Raw genomic sequence first — 19,950 nt, forward strand, 5'->3', positions numbered from 1 at the left:
AGTTTTCGTCGACCGAGACAAGTTCCACAGCCGGTCGCAAAACAGCTGTGTCCCATCACAATGGAGCGACGGGAACGGATAAGGAGTATCGGACAGCGTGATCACGAGACTGACGCCGCGGGATGCGTCGTTCTTCCGGCTCGAGTCGGAATGCAATCCCATGCTGATCGGCTCGCTCGCGATCGTGCGCGGCACCGACGCCGCTACCGACACCGGTCACGGTCTCGACTACCAGCAGCTGCTGCAGCTTGTCGACAGCCGACTGCCGATGGTGCCGCGCTACCGGCGCAAGGTCCGCGAGATACCGCTGCAGGTCGGGCGGCCGGTCTGGGTCGAGGACAGTCGTTTCGACCTGAGCTACCACGTCCGGCGCTCGGCGCTCCCGGCGCCCGGGTCCGACGAACAGCTGCACGAGCTGGTCGGCCGGCTGTCGGCGCGACCACTGGATCCGGCGCGGCCGCTGTGGGAGATGTATCTGATCGAAGGGCTGGCGCACGGGCGGTCCGCACTGTTCACCAAGACACACGCGGCACTGGTGGACGGCGATGCCGCACTCGAGATCGGGCACGTGATCCTGGACTCCGAGCCCGCACCCCGTGCCCTGGCACCCGACACCTGGGTGGCGCGGCACGAGCCCGGCGATATGGAACTGCTCGCGATGGCGCTGGCGGAGGTCGCCACCCAGCCCAGCACCGCCCTCGAGGTGATGCGGGAGGCCGGAGCAGGCGCCTCGGCGGTGGTGTCGGCCGCCGGTGGTGCGCTCGGGACCGCGGTCTCGCGAGCGCGCCGGTCCGGGCGCAGCGCACCGCACAGCATCTTCAACAAGCCGACCTCACGCGGGCGCCGGTTCGATATCGCGCGCACCGAGCTGGAGAACTATCGGCGGATCCGCCGGCGGTTCGACTGTTCGATCAACGATGCGATTCTGGCGGTCGTCACCGGTGCACTGCGCATCTTCCTGCAGTCGCGTGGTCAGATGCTGGTGGAGTCGGCGGTGCTGCGCGCGGTGGTGCCGATGTCGGTGTACCTCGATGACACAGCCGATACAGCAGACACCGCACCCGGACAGCTGCGTCCGCCCAGCGAGGTCTCGTCGTTCCTGATCGGGCTGCCAGTGGGTGAACGCAACCCCGTGATGCGGCTGTCGCACATCTCGCACGCCACCGCCGAACATTCCCGGCACCGGCGCGGGGTACGCGCCCGGACACTGGTGCACATGACCGGCTTCGCCCCTGCCAGCCTGCATGCGATGAGCGTGCGGGCGGCGAGTACCTTCGCAGAACATACGTTCAATCTGGTGATCACCAACGCCCCGGGACCGCAGCAGCCGATGTACATCGGCGGCGCGCGGATGCTGGAGATGTACCCGGTGTCGCCGTTGCTGCGTACACAGGCGTCGAGTATCGGAATAACCTCGTACGACGGACAGGTGTTCTACGGTTTTCACGCCGACCGCGAAGCGATGGCCGACATCGCCGTACTGGCGGCGGCGGTACACGAATCCATGGAGGAGATGCTCGGTGCCTGCGTCTGATCAGGGCAAGCTACGGGTCTACGTTCCGGCCACCATTTCGATGCTCCGAGAGCTGGTGGCCGAGCGCGAACTACGCGCGATCAACGACACGGCGTTCGCGCTGACCCCGACGCTGCGGGAGGCCTACGCTTCCGGCGACGACGAGGAATTGGCCGAGGTCGCGATGGGCGAGGCGGCACGGGCGTCGCTGCGGCTGCTGGCCCAGGAACGCGAGGCCGCACTGCTGCAGGCCGAGGACTCCCCCGTCGACGGTGACGACCCGGACGCCAACTCCGGAACCGGCGACGACACCGGCACCGGGTATTCGGCGCCGGTCTACCGCCGCGCGGTGATCGCCGCCGACGTCACCGGCACCACGCTGCGCCCGGATCTCGACGATGCCGTGGTGCGGCTGTCGGGTCCGATCACCTACAAGCGGATCGCCTCGGTCCATGTCGACCTGGCCGAGGCCGAGCCGGAGGTCGCCAAGGCGGTGGATGTGATCGATGCCGCCGACCTGGGAGATCCCGATGCGGAGTTCGTCCTGGGCGACGCCGAAGACCACCAGCTCGCCTGGTATGCGGCGCAGGAGTTGCCGTTCCTGCTGGACCTGCTCTGAACCCCACTATCAACCTACGATGCCGTAACCTTGGGTCGAAGGGTGCGCCACAGGCGCGTGATCACAGGAAATGAGCATTCGCACGATGGTGTCGAAATCGGTACAAGGCCTGCGGGCATGGCTCGAGGCCCCGGTAGCCGATGCGAAATTGGCAGGACGCACGGGGATGGACGCACTGCGTGGTGCGGCCGCCCGTATCACCACCCCGCTACTACCCGACGATTACCTGCATCTGGTCAATCCGTTGTGGTCGGCACGTGAGCTGCGGGGACGGATCGTCGAAGTCCGCAAGGAGACCGCCGATTCGGTGACTCTGGTGATCAAGCCCGGCTGGGGTTTCGATTTCACCTTCACCCCGGGCCAGTACATCGGGATCGGGGTGTTGGTCGAGGGCCGCTGGCACTGGCGGTCGTATTCGCTGACCTGCCCGCCGGACTGGACCGACGCGTCCGATCGCACCGGCCGGCTGATCTCGATCGCGGTCAAGGCGATGCCGGAGGGCTTCCTGTCCAGCCACCTCGTCAACGGCGTACCGAGCGGCACGGTGGTGCGACTGGCCGCGCCACAGGGCGGATTCGTGCTGCCGGAACCGGCGCCGGAGAAAGTGTTGTTCGTCACCGCGGGCAGCGGTGTCACCCCCGTGATGGCGATGCTGCGCACGCTGGCCCGCCGCAGCGCCGACCGCCCGGGAAGCACGGCGATGAGCGATATCGTGCACATCCATTCCGCCCGCACCCAGGCCGATGTGATGTTCGGCGCGGAGCTGCGCGCACTGCACGACGAACATCCGGGCTTCACCTCGCACGTGCATCTCACCGGTGAGCACGGCAAGTTCGACCTCGCCGAACTCGACTCCCACTACCCCGACTGGCGTGAACGCGAGACCTGGGCCTGTGGTCCGGGCGGTCTGCTCACCGATGTCGAGAAGCACTGGGCCGCAGCAGGTATCAGCGACAAACTGCATGTCGAACGGTTCGAGGTGGAGCGCTCCGCCGCCGGCGAGGGCGGCACCGTCACCTTCGCACGCACCGACCGCAGCGCCCAGATCGACGGCGCGACGAGCCTGCTCGAGGCCGGCGAGGCCGCGGGTGTGCAGATGCCCTTCGGTTGCCGGATGGGGATCTGCCAGACCTGTGTAGTGACCTTGACCGACGGACATGTGCGCGACCTACGCAACGGTGCCGAACATCAGGCCGGTGAGAAGGTACAGACCTGCATCAGTGCCGCGGCCGGCAACTGCACCCTGGACGTGTAGCGTCGGCGCAGCACCGGCGGCGCCCCGTACGCTGGTCGGTGAAGCAACCGAGACCTCCTATACGCCGCGCGGCGGAGGCGATCACAGATCCGCCCACCGTTCGTCGGGCCGAGGCATCCACACCACTTCGCCGAAGCGAACCGGAGGCAGACCGACACCGTGGCGATTACCGACATCAAAGCGTTCTCCCATCTGACCGCGGCCGATATAGACACTCTCGGCCAGGAGCTCGACACCATCCGGCGCACCGTCGAGCAATCACTGGGTGAACGTGACGCGCAGTACATCCGGCGCACCATCCGCGGTCAGCGCATTCTCGAAGCCGCCGGACGTGCGGCACTGTTCGCCGGGCGGAACAAATACGCCTGGGTGGCGGGCACCGCGATGCTGTCGGTCGCCAAGATCATCGAGAACATGGAGCTCGGGCACAACGTCAGCCACGGGCAGTGGGACTGGATGAACGACCCGGAGATCCACTCCACGACCTGGGAGTGGGATATGACGGGCACCTCGGGGCAGTGGAAACACGCCCACAACTTCTCCCATCACACCTACACCAACATCGTCGGCATGGACGACGATGTGGGTTTCGGCATCCTGCGGATGACCCGCGACGAACAGTGGCAGCCGATCAATCTCGTCCAGCCGGTGGCGAATCTGATCCTGGCCGCACTGTTCGAATGGGGTATCGCCCTGCACGATCTCAAGATCACGAAATTGCAGGCGGGAATCCCGCGCAGTGAGTTGTTGTCGGAGCCGAACCGGCAGTTCCTGCGCAAGGCCGGTCGGCAGGTCGCCAAGGACTTCGTCGTCTACCCGCTGCTGAGCGGCCCGGGGTGGAAGAAGACACTGCAGGCCAATGCGACCGCCAATTTGGTCCGCAACCTGTGGGCATACGCCGTGATCTTCTGCGGTCATTTCCCGGACGGCGCGGAGAAGTTCACCGAGGAGCAGTTCGCCGAGGAAACCCGGGCCGAATGGTATCTGCGTCAGATGCTGGGCAGCGCCAACTTCCGAGCCGGGCCCACGATGGCGTTCATGAGCGGCAATCTCTGCTATCAGATCGAACACCACCTGTTTCCGGACATCCCGAGCAATCGATACCCGGAGATCGCACGGCAGGTGCGCGAGCTCTGCGATAAATACGATCTGCCGTACACGACCGGATCGCTCGGTAAGCAATATGCGCTGGCGTTCCGCACGATTCACAAACTTGCCCTGCCCGATCGGTTCCTGCGCCGCACGGCCGACGATGCTCCCGAAACCTCGTCGGAGCGGAAATTCGCACTGCTGAACCGGACGGCCGCCACCGGTTCGGAGGCTGCACTGCTCGGTGTCGATCCGGTCACCGGACAGCGCCGGGGATTGCGTTCGGCAATGACCGAAGCGAAAGCGGCACTGCGCGACAAGGCCCGTCAGGAAAAGGAAGCGCTGCGCGAAGCGAAAGTGGTGCTCCAGGAAAAGGCGCAGGCCGAGAAGCAGATATTGCGGCGACGCGCACTGCGGGAGCGAGCGACCGTCCGCGTGCGGTTGCGGCAGCGCCGAAAGCGACTAACTTAATCAGATATCGGGCACATTCACAATGCGGGATACGCCACAGTTGTCATACGATCCAGAGACAACCTACGCAACCGTAACCTACGGTAGTGTAACCAGTATGGCGATCTCGGATGTCAAGGAATACGCCCACCTCACGCCTGAGGATGTGGAGGCCATCGGTGCCGAGCTGGACTCGATCCGGCGCGAAGTCGAGGCCTCCCGGGGCGAGAAGGATGCCCGCTACATCCGTAATGTGATTCGTCTGCAGCGCGCCCTGGAGATCAGCGGCCGGGCGACCCTGTTCGCCAGCTTCCTCCCCCCGGCCTGGTTCGCCGGTACCGCCATGCTGTCCGCGGCCAAGATCATCGAGAATATGGAGATCGGCCACAACGTCATGCACGGCCAGTGGGACTGGATGAACGATCCGGAAATCCACTCCTCCAACTGGGAATGGGACAACGCCGGACCGTCCGAGCACTGGAAGATCACCCACAATTACCTGCACCACAAGTACACCAATGTGCTGGGCATGGACGACGATATCGGCTATGGCCTGCTGCGGGTGACGCGCGATCAGCGCTGGTCTCCTTTCTACCTGGGTCAGCCGGTCTACAACCTGCTGCTGCAGATGTTCTTCGAATACGGTGTAGCCATCCAGCATTTGGAGCTGGGCAAGGTGGCGAAGAAGAAGTGGGCCCCCGGTTCTCCGGAGCGGCTGCAGTTCGAAGCGGACCGCCGGGTGGTCCTGAAGAAGGTGGGCAAGCAGGCGGCCAAGGATTATGTGATCTTCCCGCTGTTGACCGGGCCGGCGTTCCTGTCGACCCTCACGGCGAACCTCACCGCCAACGTGGTCCGCAATATCTGGACCAATGCGGTGATCTTCTGCGGGCACTTCCCCGACGGTGCGGAAAAGTTCACCAAGGGCGATGTCGAAAACGAAACCCACGGTGAGTGGTACCTGCGCCAGATGCTGGGCAGCGCGAATATCACCGGTGGCCCGGTCACCCATTTCATGACCGGAAACCTGTCCCACCAGATCGAACATCATCTGTTCCCGGATCTGCCCAGTAACCACCTGGGCCGGATCGGCGTGCGGGTGCGCGCACTCTGCGACAAGTACGACCTGCCCTACACCAGCGGATCACTGCCGGTGCAGTACGGGAAGTCGTGGCGCACCATCATCAAGCTGTCGCTGCCGAACAAGTACCTGCGTCGCACTACCGACGACGCCCCGGAAACCAAATCGGAGCGGGCCTTCGGCGGAATCGGCACGATCGACCCGGTGACGGGACGCCGGCGCGGCCTGCGGACCGCGTTGCGCGAAGGTAAGCGCCGCGTCGCCGACCGCCGCCATATGGTCGGCTCGGCCGCCTGATCCACCGGCCACACCACGACAGAAGGGGCTCACCGGCAGACGAATCCGGTGAGCCCCTTCTGCTGTCGGTGCCGGCCTGATTGACTGGTCCGATGTCCACGCCAGAACCCACCATTTACGACGTGATCCGGCAGCGCCGTGACGTCCGCGCCGAATTCACCGGAGATCTCGTCGACGACGCGACCCTGCTGCGCATCCTCGACGCCGCCCACCGCGCGCCGAGCGTCGGCAATTCGCAACCCTGGGATTTCGTCGTCGTGCGTGATGAGCAGACGTTGACCCGCTTCGCCGGCCATGTCGCGGACAAGCGCATCGAATTCCGCGATTCGCTCCCGCCGGAGCGGGCCGCCACCTTCGAACCGATCAAGATCGAGGGAATTACCGAGAGCGGGACCGGCATCGTGGTCACCCACGACGACAGCCGGGGCGGACCCCAGATCCTGGGCCGGGCGACGGTCCCCGAGACCGGCCTGTACTCGACCGTGCTGGCGATCCAGAACCTCTGGCTGGCCGCCACCTCCGAACAGATCGGTGTCGGCTGGGTGAGCTTCTACGACGCCGATTACCTGACCGAGCTGATCGACCTACCGGCCGGGATCCGGCCGGTTGCCTGGCTGTGCATCGGCCCGGTGCACCAGTTCCAGCAGACACCGGATCTGGAGCGGTTCGGCTGGCGAGATCGCCGTCCGCTCGAGAATGCGATCCACTGGGAGCGCTACGGCACCGCCGCGGGCTAGACCTCCCGACGAGTAAGGCCGGGGCATCCGATGCCCCGGCCGCGCTGCTCTCCAGACCCGGTCACGCCAGCCGGATCAACCCGTAGTCGAAGGCGTGGCGCCGGTACACCACCGAGGGACGGTCGCTCTCCCGGTCGTGGAACAGGAAGAAGTCGTGCCCGACCAGCTCCATCTGGTACAGCGCGTCGTCGACCGACATCGGGGTCGCCGAGTGCACCTTCTTGCGCACGATATGACCGGGACCCGCGTACTCGTCCTCCGTGATGGTCTCCGTCGACGCCGCACCGTCCACCGGCATGGCACCGACCGGAAGTGTCGCGGTCGCCTCGGCCACCGACATCGGTGTCTTCTCCCCGTAGTGCACCCGGCGGCGATCCTTGCTGCGCCGCAGGCGGGACTCGAGCTTCATCACGGCCTGCTCGAGCGCTCCGTAGAAACTGTCTGCACAGGCTTCGGACCGGACCACCGGTCCCTTGCCCCGCGCGGTGATCTCCACTCGTTGACAGTTCTTGCGCTGGCGGCGATTTCGTTCGTGGGTCAGTTCCACGTCGAATAGGTATATCGATGGATCGAAGCGTTCCAGGCGGGAGAGACGGTCCGCGACGTGAATGCGGAAATGATCGGGGACCTCGACATTGCGTCCCTTGACCACGACGTCCGCGTCCGGCGTCCGAGGCACATCGGAGACGGGCGATGTGGTCTGGGTCGGTTCAGCGGCACTTGCTCGAGTACCCGAACCGGTCGAGGGATCTACTTCTTTCACTGAAGGACGTGAAGTCGTCACGCGTACCTCCCGGATCTGGCCGCACATTCGATGCATGTGCGGCGGGGAATCAACCGTGCCGGGCGGGGGTGATCCGAGTGTCTCGAGGAGCCCGGAAGGAGGATTACGGCCTGCCACCGTGGCCCGCTGTTCACACCGGAAGCTCGGCACGAAGTCGTCCGAGTCGCCACCTCCAAACTCTGAGTTCGGGTGTCAGATCGCTCTGCCAGCAACGCTAATAGGCCGACGACGTGTTTGCCACTGTTCACGCGAATTTCTCCCGGTTAGGCTGCGCATGTCACCATCACCGCGCGCACCCGTACCCCCGCCGCGGCCAGCACCCGCACCGACTCCGCCGCCGTGGCACCCGTGGTCAGGACATCGTCTACCAGCACTGTTTCGATGCCACCGGACAGCAGCAGCGGTGCGCACGCGTCGGTGCCCCGGGCGACGACACGGCCCGCGAGATTCGCCCGGCGTTCCGACGCGCCCAATCCGACCGAGTCGCGAACCGCACCGCGTGTCGCCAGCACCGGCATGCTGCGGCAATCGATCAGACAACCGGCCGCGACCCGTGCCGCACGAACCACCGGATCTCCGCCGCGCCGTCGGGCCGCGACCCTGCGGCCGGGCGCCGGCACCAACACGAGTGGACGGCCGGGTGTACGCATCCGATCGAGGCCCCGGGCCAGTGCCTGCCCCAGTGGTACAGCGAGGTCTCGGCGGCCCGATTCCTTGGCGGCGAGTACAGCCCGCCGCGGCGGACCCGCGTACTGCGCGAGCGCCCAGCACGGCACTCCCGGGTCGGTCCGAGGCCACAACCGCATCGGCCGGCTCCGCAAGGTGAGCGCGCACGCCGCGCACCAGCCACTGCCCGGCGTGCCACAGCCCGCGCAGTACTGCGGCAGGATTACATCCAGCAGTGTCCGCATCGGCTCAGTGTCGCCGAGGGCACCGACATGTCACCGGTCAGCCGGGCAGCACCGGCACCGCTGTCGAGCCGAGCCCCTGTACCTCGCGCCAGAAACGTCCCGTTGCGGGATCGGCGGAGTGCAACTGCATCACCGCACGCGAATCCGCGGCATACAGGGTGTCCGGTGCCGCGCTCACCATACGTACCGGCGACGTCAGGTTCTGGCTCGACAGCGGAGTCAGCTCGGAACCATCGATGAACACCGAGTTCACCGGAGTCACATCCCCTTCTCGGGCGACCACCAGCATGTCGGAGCTGGTCCAGTCGATCGACACCGCTGTCGCGCTCGAATCGACCACTACCGGCTGCGGGGAGACGAGGGAGAAGTTGCCGCCGGGCTGCGCAACCACCACCGCCATGTACACCTTGCCGCCGGCGATGATCGCCGCGCGCGCCCCGTCCCGCGAAATGCGCAGATCGGTGATCGGTAAACGCAGGGCCGGGTCGGTGCTGCTCGGCTCCGCCACCGTGAGTGCGGAACTGTCGACATCCTGCTTCGACACATTGCCGGTGGCACGATCGTGCACCACGCGGATGACCCTGGTCCCGTCGATCACCGTCCACACCGCGTCACCGTCGGCGGTCCACGACGGCCGAGTGAAGGTATCCCCCTGTTCCACCGAGAAGGTGGAGGCGCCGTCGTACGAACCGACCACCAAGGTCTGCTTCGGAGCCGGAGGAGGCTGACCACTATCGGCCACCGCTGCTACCAACTGACCGTTCTCGGACAATCCGACCGACCGCAGATTGTGGGCATTGCCGAAATAACCGGGCGCGGGAACGATCCCGCCGCGGCCGGACTCCACCTTGACCAGCGCACCGTCCTGCAGCGCATGTAACCCGGCCCGATCGTCGGCCGGCTCCGTCAAGTGCAGCGCTTTGACGTCGTCGAGTGACCATCCGACCCCGGCGTGCCGCTCGTCGAGCGGCCTACCGTCCGCGAACAGCACATACGGTCCCAGGATTCCGGCCCCGGACAATGTCAGCACCACCTGAGCGGCGAGCAGTTCCCTGCTGCGCTTGTCGAGTCCCGAGGCTCCGGAGAAATCGATCCGCACCCCGCCGAGACCGACCCCGACATTGGTGGTCGTCCCGTCCGCCTTGGTGACGTCCGCTGCCAGGCTGATCGGTGCGGCCAGCACGTTGTGCACCGCGGGAGCGAGTCCGGGCTGCGGTCCCGCCGTCAACAGCGTCAGCAGCTCTTGCGCGAGATCCTCTTTCCGGGCCGCGACCCAGCGCAGATCGGGGACCATGTTGGTGTCGGCATTGTTGACGAAGAACAGCGAATAGCGGTGATAGGACTGGTAGAACGCCGTGCTGTCGACGACGACGCCCGGTTCCAACTGGTTGATCCGCCACTCGTCGCCGACCTTCGTCATCTCGATTCGGGCCTCGTAGGTGTTCGCCTGCGCGCGGAAGGAGCCGTCGGGTTCCAGTTCCCCCAGCTTTCGGCCGCGCACCCGGTAGGTCGCCGTGTCGGCGCTGATCGATTCCCGCAGCGTATCGGGCTTGTCGATGACGACGGTCCGGGCCGTGTCGTCCCAGCCCTCCGCCGCCGGCGGTGTCAGGTACTGCCGGGCGGTGCCATGGTTCTCGGCCGGATCGGCGGTGGCCTCCAGGAAGTCGTGGAGCAGGAGGTCCGGATCCCGCCCGTTGGCCGGCGGATGTGGTCCCGTCGAGGTCGGCTCGTTGCTGATCGTGCCCAGGGCTTGCGGCGCCGAGGAATCCGGCAGATTGGCACATCCCGAAAGCACCAGCACGCAACTGAACAGCGCGCCGAGCAGCGTTGTCACGCGGGTGCGGTTCATGGGTTGATGTCCTCTTTGTCGGCCGGAGCGGCGGGATCGGGACCGTCCGAGTCCGTGCCCTTCGCGGCGGCATCCGGAGAATTCTTCCGCCCGGGTGACGGTTCCGCGTCGACGGTACCCGGCTCCGCCGCCGCGTCATCGGAGTCGACCGACGAGCCGGGACCCGACGGCGAACCGGCGACTACCTCGGAATGTGCGGCGTCGGCCCCGGTTTCGGCAGCGCCGGTCTCGGCATCTGCGGCACCGCCGGACTCGGCACCTCGGGCAGCGCCGGACTCGGCGTCACGGACACCGCCCGACTCGGCGTCACGAGCACCGCCGGACTCCGAGTCTCGAGCACCGCTCGACTCGCCGGCTCGAGCACCGCCGGATTCGGCCTCCGATGTTGTGGGGGACGACGATGTCTCGCCCTTGGCGCCGGACTCGACCGACGGCCCCTCGGGATCGGACGGGTCGTCCGTCCCGCCGGGCTCCGCATCGGCCTTGTCGGAGGTGGTGTCGGGAGCTCCGTCCGTGGGGTCGCCGGTGGTTTCGGCCGGGAACTCGGCCAGGCGACGTTTCGGTGGTTCCAGTGCCAGTGGGCTCGGCCCCAGTTTGCGACCCCGTTGCAGCGGCAGGGTGAGCCGGAAACTCGCACCCACACCGGGTTCGCCCCAGGCCTCCAGGCGGCCCTCGTGCAGATTCGCGTCCTCGACACTGATCGCCAGTCCCAGGCCGGTTCCGCCCGAACGGCGCATCCGCGAAGGATCCGAGCGCCAGAAGCGGTTGAAGACCAGCTTCTCCTCACCGGGCCGCAAACCCACCCCCTGGTCACGCACGACCATCGCGACAGCATTGACCTCGCTGTCACCGCGCATCCGGATCAGCACCGGCTTGCCCTCGCTGTGGTCGATGGCGTTGGCGAGCAGATTGCGGAGCACCCGTTCGACGCGACGCGGGTCCACCTCGGCGATCAGCGGCTCGTCGGGCAGATCGACGATCAGCTCACAGCCGGCTTCCTTGGCCAGATGCCGGACCGTGGACACCGCGGCCCGCGCACACATGCGCACGTCCAGCGATTCCACCTGCAATTCGGCCACACCCGCATCGTGGCGGCTGATCTCGAGCAGATCGTTGAGCAGGCCCTCGAAGCGGTCCAGCTCGGTGACCAGCAGTTCGGCACTGCGCGCCAGGGCCGGATCGAGTTCGTCGCTGGAGCCGTGGATCAGGTCCGCGGCCATCCGCACGGTAGTCAGCGGGGTACGCAGCTCATGGCTGACATCGGAGGTGAAGCGGCGTTGCAGATTGCCGAATTCCTCCAGCTGAGTGATCTGTTTCGACAGACTCTCGGCCATCTCGTTGAACGACATGGCGAGTCTGGCCATATCGTCCTCGCCCCGCACCAGCATGCGTTCCTTGAGGCGGCCGTCGGCGAAGCGGCCCGCGATACGGGCGGCGGAGCGGATCGGCAACACCACCTGCCGGGTCACCAACGCGGTGATCGCGGCCAGCAGGACCAGCAGCACCACCCCGCCGATCAGCATGGTGCCGCGCATCAGGCTCAGACTGCGCTGTTCGTTGTTGAGCGGGAAGATCAGATAGACCTCGAGGGTCGGCACCTCGATGCTGGGGCTACCGATGATCAGCGCCGGGCCGCTGTAGCCACCCGGATCCGACATCGTCCAGAACTGGTAGCTGACCTGGTTCTGCTGTACGAAGCTGCGCAGTTCCTCCGGCACCTGCATCAGCGGACCCGCGGTCACTTCCTGCTGGCCGTCACCGGCCATGGCGAGTGCGACATCGTAGGTGCCGGCGCCGCCACCGGAGGCGGAACCGCTACCACCACCGGCCGACAGCGAACGCACCGCCTCCTGCATCCGCACGGCCTTGGTGTTGGTGTCCGATACTCCGGTCAGCTGCGCCTCGACCGTATTGCGGGCGCGGCCCATCTCCTCGACGGCCGCATTGACCTTCGCATCCAGCAGGCGGTCGGTGATCTGACTGGTCAGCACCACACCGAGGATCGTGATCACGATCAGTGACAGCGTGAGCGTGGATACCACCACGCGCACCTGCAGCGAACGACGCCACATGTGGCCGAGCGATTCCCCGACGGATCGGAACCAGGCCACCACAGCTGCCAGCCACCGCGCGACGCGGTCCCTGGAGCCAGCGATCACGATTGCCCCTCATGGACGCACGACTGCTCGTCGGCGCTCGCTCGTACCCCGGTGTTGCTCGGCTGTGCCGTGTCGACTCGCGGCCGTGCCGCTGTCCTGACCGCCGCACAGCGGTCGATCACGGCGGTCCGGCCTTGTAACCCACACCGCGTACGGTGAGCACGATCTCGGGGTTCTCGGGGTCCTTCTCGACCTTGGCCCGCAGTCGCTGCACGTGCACGTTCACCAGACGGGTGTCGGCCGCGTGCCGGTAACCCCAGACCTGTTCGAGCAGGACCTCGCGGGTGAATACCTGACGCGGTTTGCGTGCCAGCGCCACCAGCAGATCGAACTCGAGCGGGGTCAGCGAGATCTGCTGGCCGCTGCGGGTCACCTTGTGGGCCGGTACGTCGATGACGATGTCGGCGATCGACAGCAGTTCGGCCGGCTCGTCGTCGGTACGGCGCAACCGCGCCCGCACCCGAGCGACCAACTCCTTGGGCTTGAAGGGTTTGACGATGTAATCGTCGGCACCCGATTCCAATCCCAGGACGACGTCGACCGTGTCGGTCTTGGCCGTCAACATCACGATCGGCACACCGGAGTCGGCGCGCAGCACACGGCAGACATCGATACCGTTCATGCCGGGCAGCATCAGGTCCAGCAGTACCAGGTCCGGGCGCAATTCCCGGACCGCGGTGAGCGCCTGCGTGCCGTCGCCGACCACATGGGGATCGAAACCCTCGCCGCGCAAGACGATCGTGAGCATCTCGGCGAGCGCCATATCGTCGTCGACGACCAGAATCTTCGGCTTCATAACTACTATGTTGTCATCTCTCCGGCTCGGAACGGGCAACCACGCCAACACTGGTTACATTACCGACGCACATCCTCCCTATCGGGCAACCAGATCCGACAGGCGTGCGGCGAGTCGGCCCGGATCGTCGTGTGGCGCATGGACCCACCACGACCCGTGCCATTGGGATTGCGCCAGCATACGATAGACCGCCGCAGTACGTTCCTGCAGCGGTATATCACGTTCGTAGGTATCCAATGCCCGGGAGCTGTCGAGTTCTCCGCGGTGCCGGGCGCGCTCGGCCGCCAACTCCGTGGGAACGTCGAGCAGCACCTGCACATCGGGCGCCGGGAGTTCGAACCGGCCGAACTCCAATTCGGCTACCCACGAGACGATTTCACCGTCGGGCTGCTGGCCGGCCCGGGCGGCGCTGTAAGCGGCGTTGGAGGCGACATAGCGATCCAGCAGCACGATATCGTTGTCCGCCAAAAGCTTCGACAGCTCGTCACGAGCCCCCGACCGGTCCAGCGCGAACAGGACCGCCATCGCATTGATCGACGCCGCGACGTCGCCGTGCCGGCCACGCAGCGCCTCCGCCGCCAGATCCGCGTGCACCGACCGTCCGTAGCGCGGAAATGCGAGCGTGGCCACGCGTAGACCCCGCCCACGCAGGTCCGCGACGACAGCATCGATCAGCGTCCGTTTCCCGGCGCCGTCGAGCCCTTCGACAGCGATCAGTGCACCCATGCCGTGCAGATTACCGGGCACGGTGCCCACCGTTCCGGGTACCACCACGCCCCGCTACCCGAAGTGACGTCGTTCCGGAAGCCGGTACTTTTGCGGGCTTCGCGCACGATAACGCCCGGGCGGCCACGCAAGATCAACAAGGGTTCCGACATCCGAAAGGCCGATATGAACCCCCCTCGCGTATTGCTTACCGCCGTAGCATCTTTCGTCGTCACCGCCGCCCTGAGCGCCGGTGTCGCGTCCGCCACGGCACTCCCCCCTACCCCGGTCGCCGATTCCGGAAGTTTGTCGACCGGAAGTGTTGATTCGGGAAGTATCGACGGCGGCGGGAGCAGCGTCGTCAGCATTCTGAAATTGCTCGAGCAGATAAGCCAGGGATGCACCCCGGGAACGGTCTGCTAGATCCACGCGCTGCAGCCGCGTGACGACCACGATCGCCGCTGCCACACCGGGCAAAACGCCCGTCCCGCGAACCCACCAGGGTTTGCGGGGCGGGCGCCTCGACGCGCCGGCACCAGTAGCGCGGCTCAGTAGCGGTAGTGCTCCGGCTTGTACGGGCCCTCGACGTCCACACCGATGTACTCGGCCTGATCCTTGGTCAGCTTGGTGAGGGTGCCACCCAGCGCCTCCACGTGGATGCGGGCGACCTTCTCGTCCAGCACCTTGGGCAGGCGGTAGACCTCGTTGTCGTACTCCTCCGGCTTGGTCCACAGCTCGATCTGTGCGATGACCTGGTTGGAGAAGCTGTTGCTCATCACGAACGACGGGTGCCCGGTGGCATTACCCAGATTCAGCAACCGGCCCTCGCTCAGCACGATGATCGACTTGCCGGACTCGAAGGTCCACAGGTCCACCTGCGGCTTGATGTTCAGGCGGCCGGCACCCGAATTCTCCAGGGCCGCCATATCGATCTCGTTGTCGAAGTGGCCGATATTGCCCAGGATCGCCTGATCCTTCATGGCTTTCATCGCGTCCAGGCCGATGATGTCCTTGTTACCGGTCGAGGTGATCACGATGTCGGCATCCCCGATGGCCTTATCGACGGTGACCACGTCGAACCCGTCCATCAGTGCCTGCAGCGCGTTGATCGGATCGATCTCGGTGACCTGCACGCGCGCACCCTGGCCGGCCAGCGACTCCGCGCAGCCCTTGCCCACATCGCCGTATCCGCAGATCAGCACCTTCTTACCACCGATCAGCACATCGGTGCCGCGGTTGATGCCGTCGATCAGCGAGTGGCGGGTGCCGTACTTGTTGTCGAACTTCGACTTGGTGACCGAGTCGTTCACATTGATCGCGGGGAAGGTCAGCTCACCCGCGGCAGCGAACTGGTAGAGCCGCAGCACGCCGGTCGTGGTCTCCTCGGTGACGCCCTGCACCGATTCCGCGATGGCGCCCCATTTGGCCGGCTCGGCAGCCAGGCTCGCACGCAGCAGGTTCAGGAACACCTTGTACTCGGTGGAGTGCGTCTCGTCCTCCGGCGGCACGACTCCCGCCTTCTCGAACTGGGCACCGCGCAGCACCAGCATGGTGGCATCGCCGCCGTCGTCGAGAATCATGTTCGCGGGTTCGTTCGGCCAGGTGAGCATCTGCTCGGCCGCCCACCAGTACTCCTCGAGGGACTCACCCTTCCAGGCGAAGACCGGCACACCCTTCGGCTCCTCGACGGTGCCGTGCGGGCCGACCACGACGGCGGCGGCAGCATGGTCCTGGGTGGAGAAGATGTTGCAGGACGCCCAGCGCACCTGCGCGCCGAGCTCGACCAGGGTCTCGATCAGCACCGCGGTCTGCACGGTCATGTGCAGCGAACCGGAGATGCGCGCCCCCTGCAGCGGCCGCACCTCCGCGTACTCGCGACGCAGCGCCATGAGGCCGGGCATCTCGTGCTCGGCCAGCCGGATCTCCTTACGGCCGAACTCGGCCAGCGACAGATCCGCCACCTTGTAATCGATGCCGTTGCGGGCATCGGGGGTCGGGGTGGTGCTCGCGGAAAGTTCTGAGGTCGTCATGCGCCTGGATCAGCCTCTCGGTGGATGTCGGTTCGACAACTCAGGCTAGCCGCTCACCACGGATCGGTGCGCGCCGACGGGGGCGGTGCTATCCGGCCAGGCCGTAGGGCTCCAGAATCCGCCGGCGCTTGCGTGGGGCAATATTCGCGCGGCTCAGATCGCCACCGTAGTGCGCCTGCACCTTCGGGTCCATCACGCGCCGCCACAGCACGGGCACCGTCGCCAGCACGACCATGGTCGCGTATCCGGCCGGTAGCTGCGGTGCCTCGTCACTACTGCGCAGGGTCTGGTAGCGCCGGCCCGGGTTCGCATGATGATCACTGTGCCGCTGCAGATGGAACAGGAAGATATTGGTCACCAGCCGGTCGGAGTTCCAGCTGTCGGCCGGTGAGCAGCGCGCCCAGCGCCCGCCGGGCATCCGGGCTCGCAGCAGGCCGTAGTGCTCGACGTAGTTGACCGTCTCCAGCAGCCCGAAGCCGAGGACCGCCTGCAACAGCAGGTAGGGCAGCATCGCCGGACCGAAGGCCAGTATCAGCGCACCGTAGAGCACCACCGTCATCGACCAGGCCTGCAGGATGTTGTTGCGGAAACTCCACCAGCCCAGCCCCTTACGCCGGAGCCGGGCGCCCTCCAGCCGGATCGCCGAGCGCATCCCCCCGGCGATGCTGCGCGGCAGGAACATCCACAGCGACTCCCCCAACCGGGCGCTCGCCGGATCCTCCGGCGTCGCGACCCGCGCGTGATGCCCCTTGTTGTGCTCGACGTAGAAGTGCCCGTATCCGGACTGGGCGAGCGCCAGCTTGGCCAACCAGCGTTCCAGGCGCTCGACCCGGTGCCCCAGCTCGTGTGCGGCATTGATGCCGATCCCGCTGACCAGGCCGAGGGTTGCGGCCAACCCCAGCTTGTCCACCACGCCGAGCTCGTCACCCGCCCACATGTAGGCGGCGATCACCAGGCCGGCCAGCTGGATCGGCAGGAACAGATATGTGCACCAGCGGTAGTAACGATCGCGCGAGAGACGTTCGTAGTCCTCGTCGCGCGGATTGTTGCCGTCCTCACCGATCAGCCAGTCCAGCAACGGAATCGCGACCAGAACGATCATGGGACCGAGCCACCAGAACGCGGCGACGCCGGTATGTAGGACCAGTTGGGAGGGGAGCAATGCGCATCCCGGCGCGATCAAGCCGAGCATCCATAGGGACTTCTTCGGGTCACGCGAATATTCACGTTTGCCAACTGATTGCACACTGCCCCGCTCGAACCGAATCGGACCTTTCCCCGATAAATCTGTACCGACTGTACGTGCGTTACGCAGGGCGGACGTAGTCGAAGTGGTGACTGTTACAACGCGAGCAGCCCCGCTCGAGCGGGTTTTTCACGGGTACCGGCAGGCAGCGAACGTTCAGCGATCCAGCCTCCCGGAACACTCTGCACGGTCATCGGTCACCACCCGGGCCTCGCCGGGCCACCCGCTACGGATCTGGTTGCTGTCCAGCATCCGCACCGTGCCGCGACGAAATCGTTATACACCTGGACCTGCGCCCTCCCCCTGCGCCGGAAGGTGCTCGCAGTACCGATCACGGTGCGGCCACGGCCGCGAAGGCACGACCGGACCTCGGTCACGCCACCGCTACGAACCGGTCACCTCGACCCGGGCGGGCGCGAGCACCGGGCGACCGTCGACCGGCGTGCGGTACCGGACTCCAGGGTCCGGTACGGCCGGTCGAGAGTCGACAATCGGATTGCGGGAACTTCGCGGGCCGACCGGTCCGGTTCGCCGCATCCGGCATTCGGTGCGCCCGAACGGGCCCCGCCGGACGGTGACGCCTCACCGCAACAGCACATCCGAATCGGGCGGGAGGGCATCGACCGGCCACCAGCGCAGATCGGTCGACTCCGCACTGCGCACCGCCACCGCATCACGCGGCGCCCGGATCTTGAACAGCAGATCCAGGTGCCGGGTCGGCACACCCAGTGAACACGTGATCGGATGCGCCTGCGCGCCGTACAGCTCCGGCTCGACCACCAGGCCGTCGATGCCGGACTCCTCGGTGGCCTCCCGGAGAGCGGCACCGACCACGGTGTCGTCCTCCGGTTCGCAATGACCGCCCAATTGGATCCACCGGCCCACCCTCGGATGCAGGGTCAGCAGCACCTCACGCTCGTCGGCGGAGAACACCACGGCCGAGGCCGTGATGTGCCCCGGCGCATGGTCACGCAGACATCCGCGCGGCGCCGAACCGAGGAACGCCAGCATCGCCTCCCGCACCGAATGCTCGGAATGCATTGCGGGACGCCACCGCTCTAGCAGGTCGACAGCCGAGGCGTGCAGCGATTCCGCACTCACAGTTCGACCAGCCCGAATCCGTCCGCGCGCGGCGGGCGCGGCGCCGACTCCTCCAAGGGATAGCCGACCGCTATCGCGCCCAGGGGATTCCAGTCGTCGTCGACCTCCAGCACCGCACGAGTCACCTCGGGCGCGAAGATGGTCGAACCGATCCAGCAGCTCCCCACCCCGCGCGTGGCCAAGGCAACCAGCAGTCCCTGCACGGCCGCGCCGGCCGCCACCGTGAACATGGTCGCTTCGGCGTCGCGACGGCGCTGATCGGGATAGTCGTGTGCCCCGTCGGGCACCCAGAACGGAATGATCACCTCGGGGGCATCGAACAGGATGCGTCCCCGTGCGACCCGTCGTTCGACCCGCTGCGGCTCCAGGCCGTCGCCGCCGAGATCCGCACGCCATTTCGCGGCCATCGCATTCAGCAACTGTTCGCGCAATTCCGGCCGACGCACCCAGACGAACCGCACCGGATGGGTGTGGTGCGGCGCGGGAGCGGTCAACCCGTCCGCGACCGCCGCACGGATCAGCTCCGGCTCCACCGGGGTCTCGGCGAATGCCCGCACCGAACGCCGAACCAGCAGCGCCTCCCGACGACCCCGCTCGATCGCCTCCGCGGTGCCGAGCCAGAACAGGTCCTCCTCGCCGCCCCGCAACAGATCCTTCGCGGTGGAACCGTCGTCCTCGGTGACCAAGCCGCGCACCACCGCCACCGGCACGCCGCCGAGCTTGCCCTTCGCCAGATCCGCTGCGGCAGCGAGCTCGTCGGCCACCGCGACCTGCGTCACCTGAAGCTCGTTGCCCTGCCCGTCGACCGCACCGGCGTAATCGTGCACCACCCGCAAGCCGGCAGCACCGATCGCCGCGTCGACCTGCCCGATCCGCCAGGCACGGCCCATCGTGTCGGTGATCACCACCGCGACATCGACACCCAGCCGCTGCGCCACGGTCGCGCGGATCGCCTTGGCGCTGGCGTCGGGATCGACCGGCAGCAACACCAGTTCACCCTGTTCGACATTGGAGCCGTCGACCCCGGAGGCAGCCTGCACGATGCCGATCCGGTTCTCGGTGATCAGCGTGCGGCCCTTACGGGCCACCACCCGCACCGCCTCATCGTCGACCAGCTGCCGGCGCAGCTCATCGCGCTCCTCCGGGTCCGGCGGCGCCGCGACGATCCGCCCCTCCGCCTTGGCGACGATCTTGCTCGTGACCACCAGCACATCACCGTCGACGAGCCAGGGGGCTTGTGACGCAATACTTTCGGCGACGTCGTCACCGGGCCGGAACTCCGGGAGCCCGGGAACCGGGATGATGCGAAGCTCCCCGCCGGGCGCATGATC

General features: G+C 66.6%; 16 protein-coding genes. 6 read left to right on the top strand and 10 right to left on the bottom strand.

Annotated elements, in window-relative coordinates:
* Nucleotides 1-97 precede the first annotated feature (97 nt).
* The 6 genes from NV2_RS14255 (at nt 98) to bluB (ending at nt 7,038) form a co-directional block, all read left to right on the top strand.
* Nucleotides 98-1,534: a WS/DGAT/MGAT family O-acyltransferase gene (locus NV2_RS14255; protein ID WP_067873308.1), complete on the top strand. Its 1,437-nt coding sequence runs from the start codon at nt 98-100 to the stop codon at nt 1,532-1,534.
* Entirely contained in the window at nt 1,521-2,132 is a 612-nt protein-coding gene (locus NV2_RS14260; RefSeq protein WP_376740204.1) for a DUF6912 family protein, read from the top strand. The genes NV2_RS14255 and NV2_RS14260 overlap by 14 nt, the downstream gene beginning before the upstream one ends.
* Nucleotides 2,133-2,217: 85 nt before the next feature.
* Nucleotides 2,218-3,387, top strand: coding sequence for a ferredoxin reductase (locus NV2_RS14265; protein ID WP_067873358.1), 1,170 nt, complete (start codon nt 2,218-2,220; stop codon nt 3,385-3,387).
* A 159-nt stretch (nt 3,388-3,546) separates the two neighbouring features.
* Nucleotides 3,547-4,947 (top strand): fatty acid desaturase family protein, encoded by a 1,401-nt coding sequence (locus tag NV2_RS14270; RefSeq protein WP_067873310.1) that lies wholly within the window; start codon nt 3,547-3,549, stop codon nt 4,945-4,947.
* A 97-nt stretch (nt 4,948-5,044) separates the two neighbouring features.
* Nucleotides 5,045-6,301 (top strand): fatty acid desaturase family protein, encoded by a 1,257-nt coding sequence (locus NV2_RS14275; protein ID WP_067873313.1) that lies wholly within the window; start codon nt 5,045-5,047, stop codon nt 6,299-6,301.
* A gap of 92 nt (nt 6,302-6,393) precedes the next feature.
* Complete coding sequence (gene bluB / locus NV2_RS14280; protein ID WP_067873315.1) at nt 6,394-7,038, top strand: 5,6-dimethylbenzimidazole synthase; 645 nt, start codon at nt 6,394-6,396, stop codon at nt 7,036-7,038.
* Between the two features lie 61 nt (nt 7,039-7,099).
* On the opposite strand, the gene hpf is transcribed toward bluB, so the two are convergent.
* The 10 genes from hpf to NV2_RS14330 all read right to left on the bottom strand — a co-directional run.
* The gene (gene hpf / locus NV2_RS14285; RefSeq protein ID WP_067873318.1) at nt 7,100-7,717 is read right to left on the bottom strand and encodes a ribosome hibernation-promoting factor, HPF/YfiA family; all 618 of its coding nucleotides are present in this window, start codon (nt 7,715-7,717) and stop codon (nt 7,100-7,102) included.
* Between the two features lie 368 nt (nt 7,718-8,085).
* A complete protein-coding gene (locus tag NV2_RS14290; protein WP_067873320.1) occupies nt 8,086-8,733 on the bottom strand; it encodes a ComF family protein in 648 nt (215 codons plus the stop codon).
* Between the two features lie 37 nt (nt 8,734-8,770).
* A complete protein-coding gene (gene lpqB, locus NV2_RS14295) occupies nt 8,771-10,582 on the bottom strand; it encodes an MtrAB system accessory lipoprotein LpqB (protein WP_067873323.1) in 1,812 nt (603 codons plus the stop codon).
* Nucleotides 10,579-12,744: an MtrAB system histidine kinase MtrB gene (mtrB, locus tag NV2_RS14300; RefSeq protein WP_245662602.1), complete on the bottom strand. Its 2,166-nt coding sequence runs from the start codon at nt 12,742-12,744 to the stop codon at nt 10,579-10,581. The genes lpqB and mtrB overlap by 4 nt, the downstream gene beginning before the upstream one ends.
* 115 nt (nt 12,745-12,859) lie before the next feature.
* A complete protein-coding gene (gene mtrA, locus NV2_RS14305; RefSeq protein WP_030515021.1) occupies nt 12,860-13,537 on the bottom strand; it encodes an MtrAB system response regulator MtrA in 678 nt (225 codons plus the stop codon).
* A gap of 78 nt (nt 13,538-13,615) precedes the next feature.
* On the bottom strand, nt 13,616-14,263 hold the full coding sequence (locus NV2_RS14310; RefSeq protein ID WP_067873361.1) for a dTMP kinase: 648 nt from the start codon (nt 14,261-14,263) through the stop codon (nt 13,616-13,618).
* Between the two features lie 527 nt (nt 14,264-14,790).
* Nucleotides 14,791-16,272: an adenosylhomocysteinase gene (gene ahcY, locus NV2_RS14315; protein ID WP_067873326.1), complete on the bottom strand. Its 1,482-nt coding sequence runs from the start codon at nt 16,270-16,272 to the stop codon at nt 14,791-14,793.
* An 88-nt stretch (nt 16,273-16,360) separates the two neighbouring features.
* On the bottom strand, nt 16,361-17,464 hold the full coding sequence (locus NV2_RS14320) for an alkane 1-monooxygenase (protein ID WP_084474654.1): 1,104 nt from the start codon (nt 17,462-17,464) through the stop codon (nt 16,361-16,363).
* A 636-nt stretch (nt 17,465-18,100) separates the two neighbouring features.
* Nucleotides 18,101-18,619, bottom strand: coding sequence for an NUDIX hydrolase (locus NV2_RS14325; RefSeq protein ID WP_067873332.1), 519 nt, complete (start codon nt 18,617-18,619; stop codon nt 18,101-18,103).
* Nucleotides 18,616-19,950: coenzyme F420-0:L-glutamate ligase (locus NV2_RS14330; protein WP_067873334.1), on the bottom strand; the 1,335-nt coding region annotated here is incomplete at its 5' end. The genes NV2_RS14325 and NV2_RS14330, both read right to left, overlap by 4 nt.

The organism is Nocardia vermiculata NBRC 100427 (genome assembly GCF_001613265.1).
Taxonomy (GTDB): domain Bacteria; phylum Actinomycetota; class Actinomycetes; order Mycobacteriales; family Mycobacteriaceae; genus Nocardia; species Nocardia vermiculata.

Bases quoted from the DNA above. Each gene is read 5' to 3' on its own strand.
- NV2_RS14310 (WP_067873361.1), bottom strand. From the start codon at position 14,263: ATGGGTGCACTGATCGCTGTCGAAGGGCTCGACGGCGCCGGGAAACGG.
- mtrA (WP_030515021.1), bottom strand. From the start codon at position 13,537: ATGAAGCCGAAGATTCTGGTCGTCGACGACGATATGGCGCTCGCCGAG.
- NV2_RS14290 (WP_067873320.1), bottom strand. From the start codon at position 8,733: ATGCGGACACTGCTGGATGTAATCCTGCCGCAGTACTGCGCGGGCTGT.
- bluB (WP_067873315.1), top strand. From the start codon at position 6,394: ATGTCCACGCCAGAACCCACCATTTACGACGTGATCCGGCAGCGCCGT.
- lpqB (WP_067873323.1), bottom strand. From the start codon at position 10,582: ATGAACCGCACCCGCGTGACAACGCTGCTCGGCGCGCTGTTCAGTTGC.
- NV2_RS14320 (WP_084474654.1), bottom strand. From the start codon at position 17,464: ATGCTCGGCTTGATCGCGCCGGGATGCGCATTGCTCCCCTCCCAACTG.
- NV2_RS14265 (WP_067873358.1), top strand. From the start codon at position 2,218: ATGGTGTCGAAATCGGTACAAGGCCTGCGGGCATGGCTCGAGGCCCCG.
- NV2_RS14275 (WP_067873313.1), top strand. From the start codon at position 5,045: ATGGCGATCTCGGATGTCAAGGAATACGCCCACCTCACGCCTGAGGAT.
- ahcY (WP_067873326.1), bottom strand. From the start codon at position 16,272: ATGACGACCTCAGAACTTTCCGCGAGCACCACCCCGACCCCCGATGCC.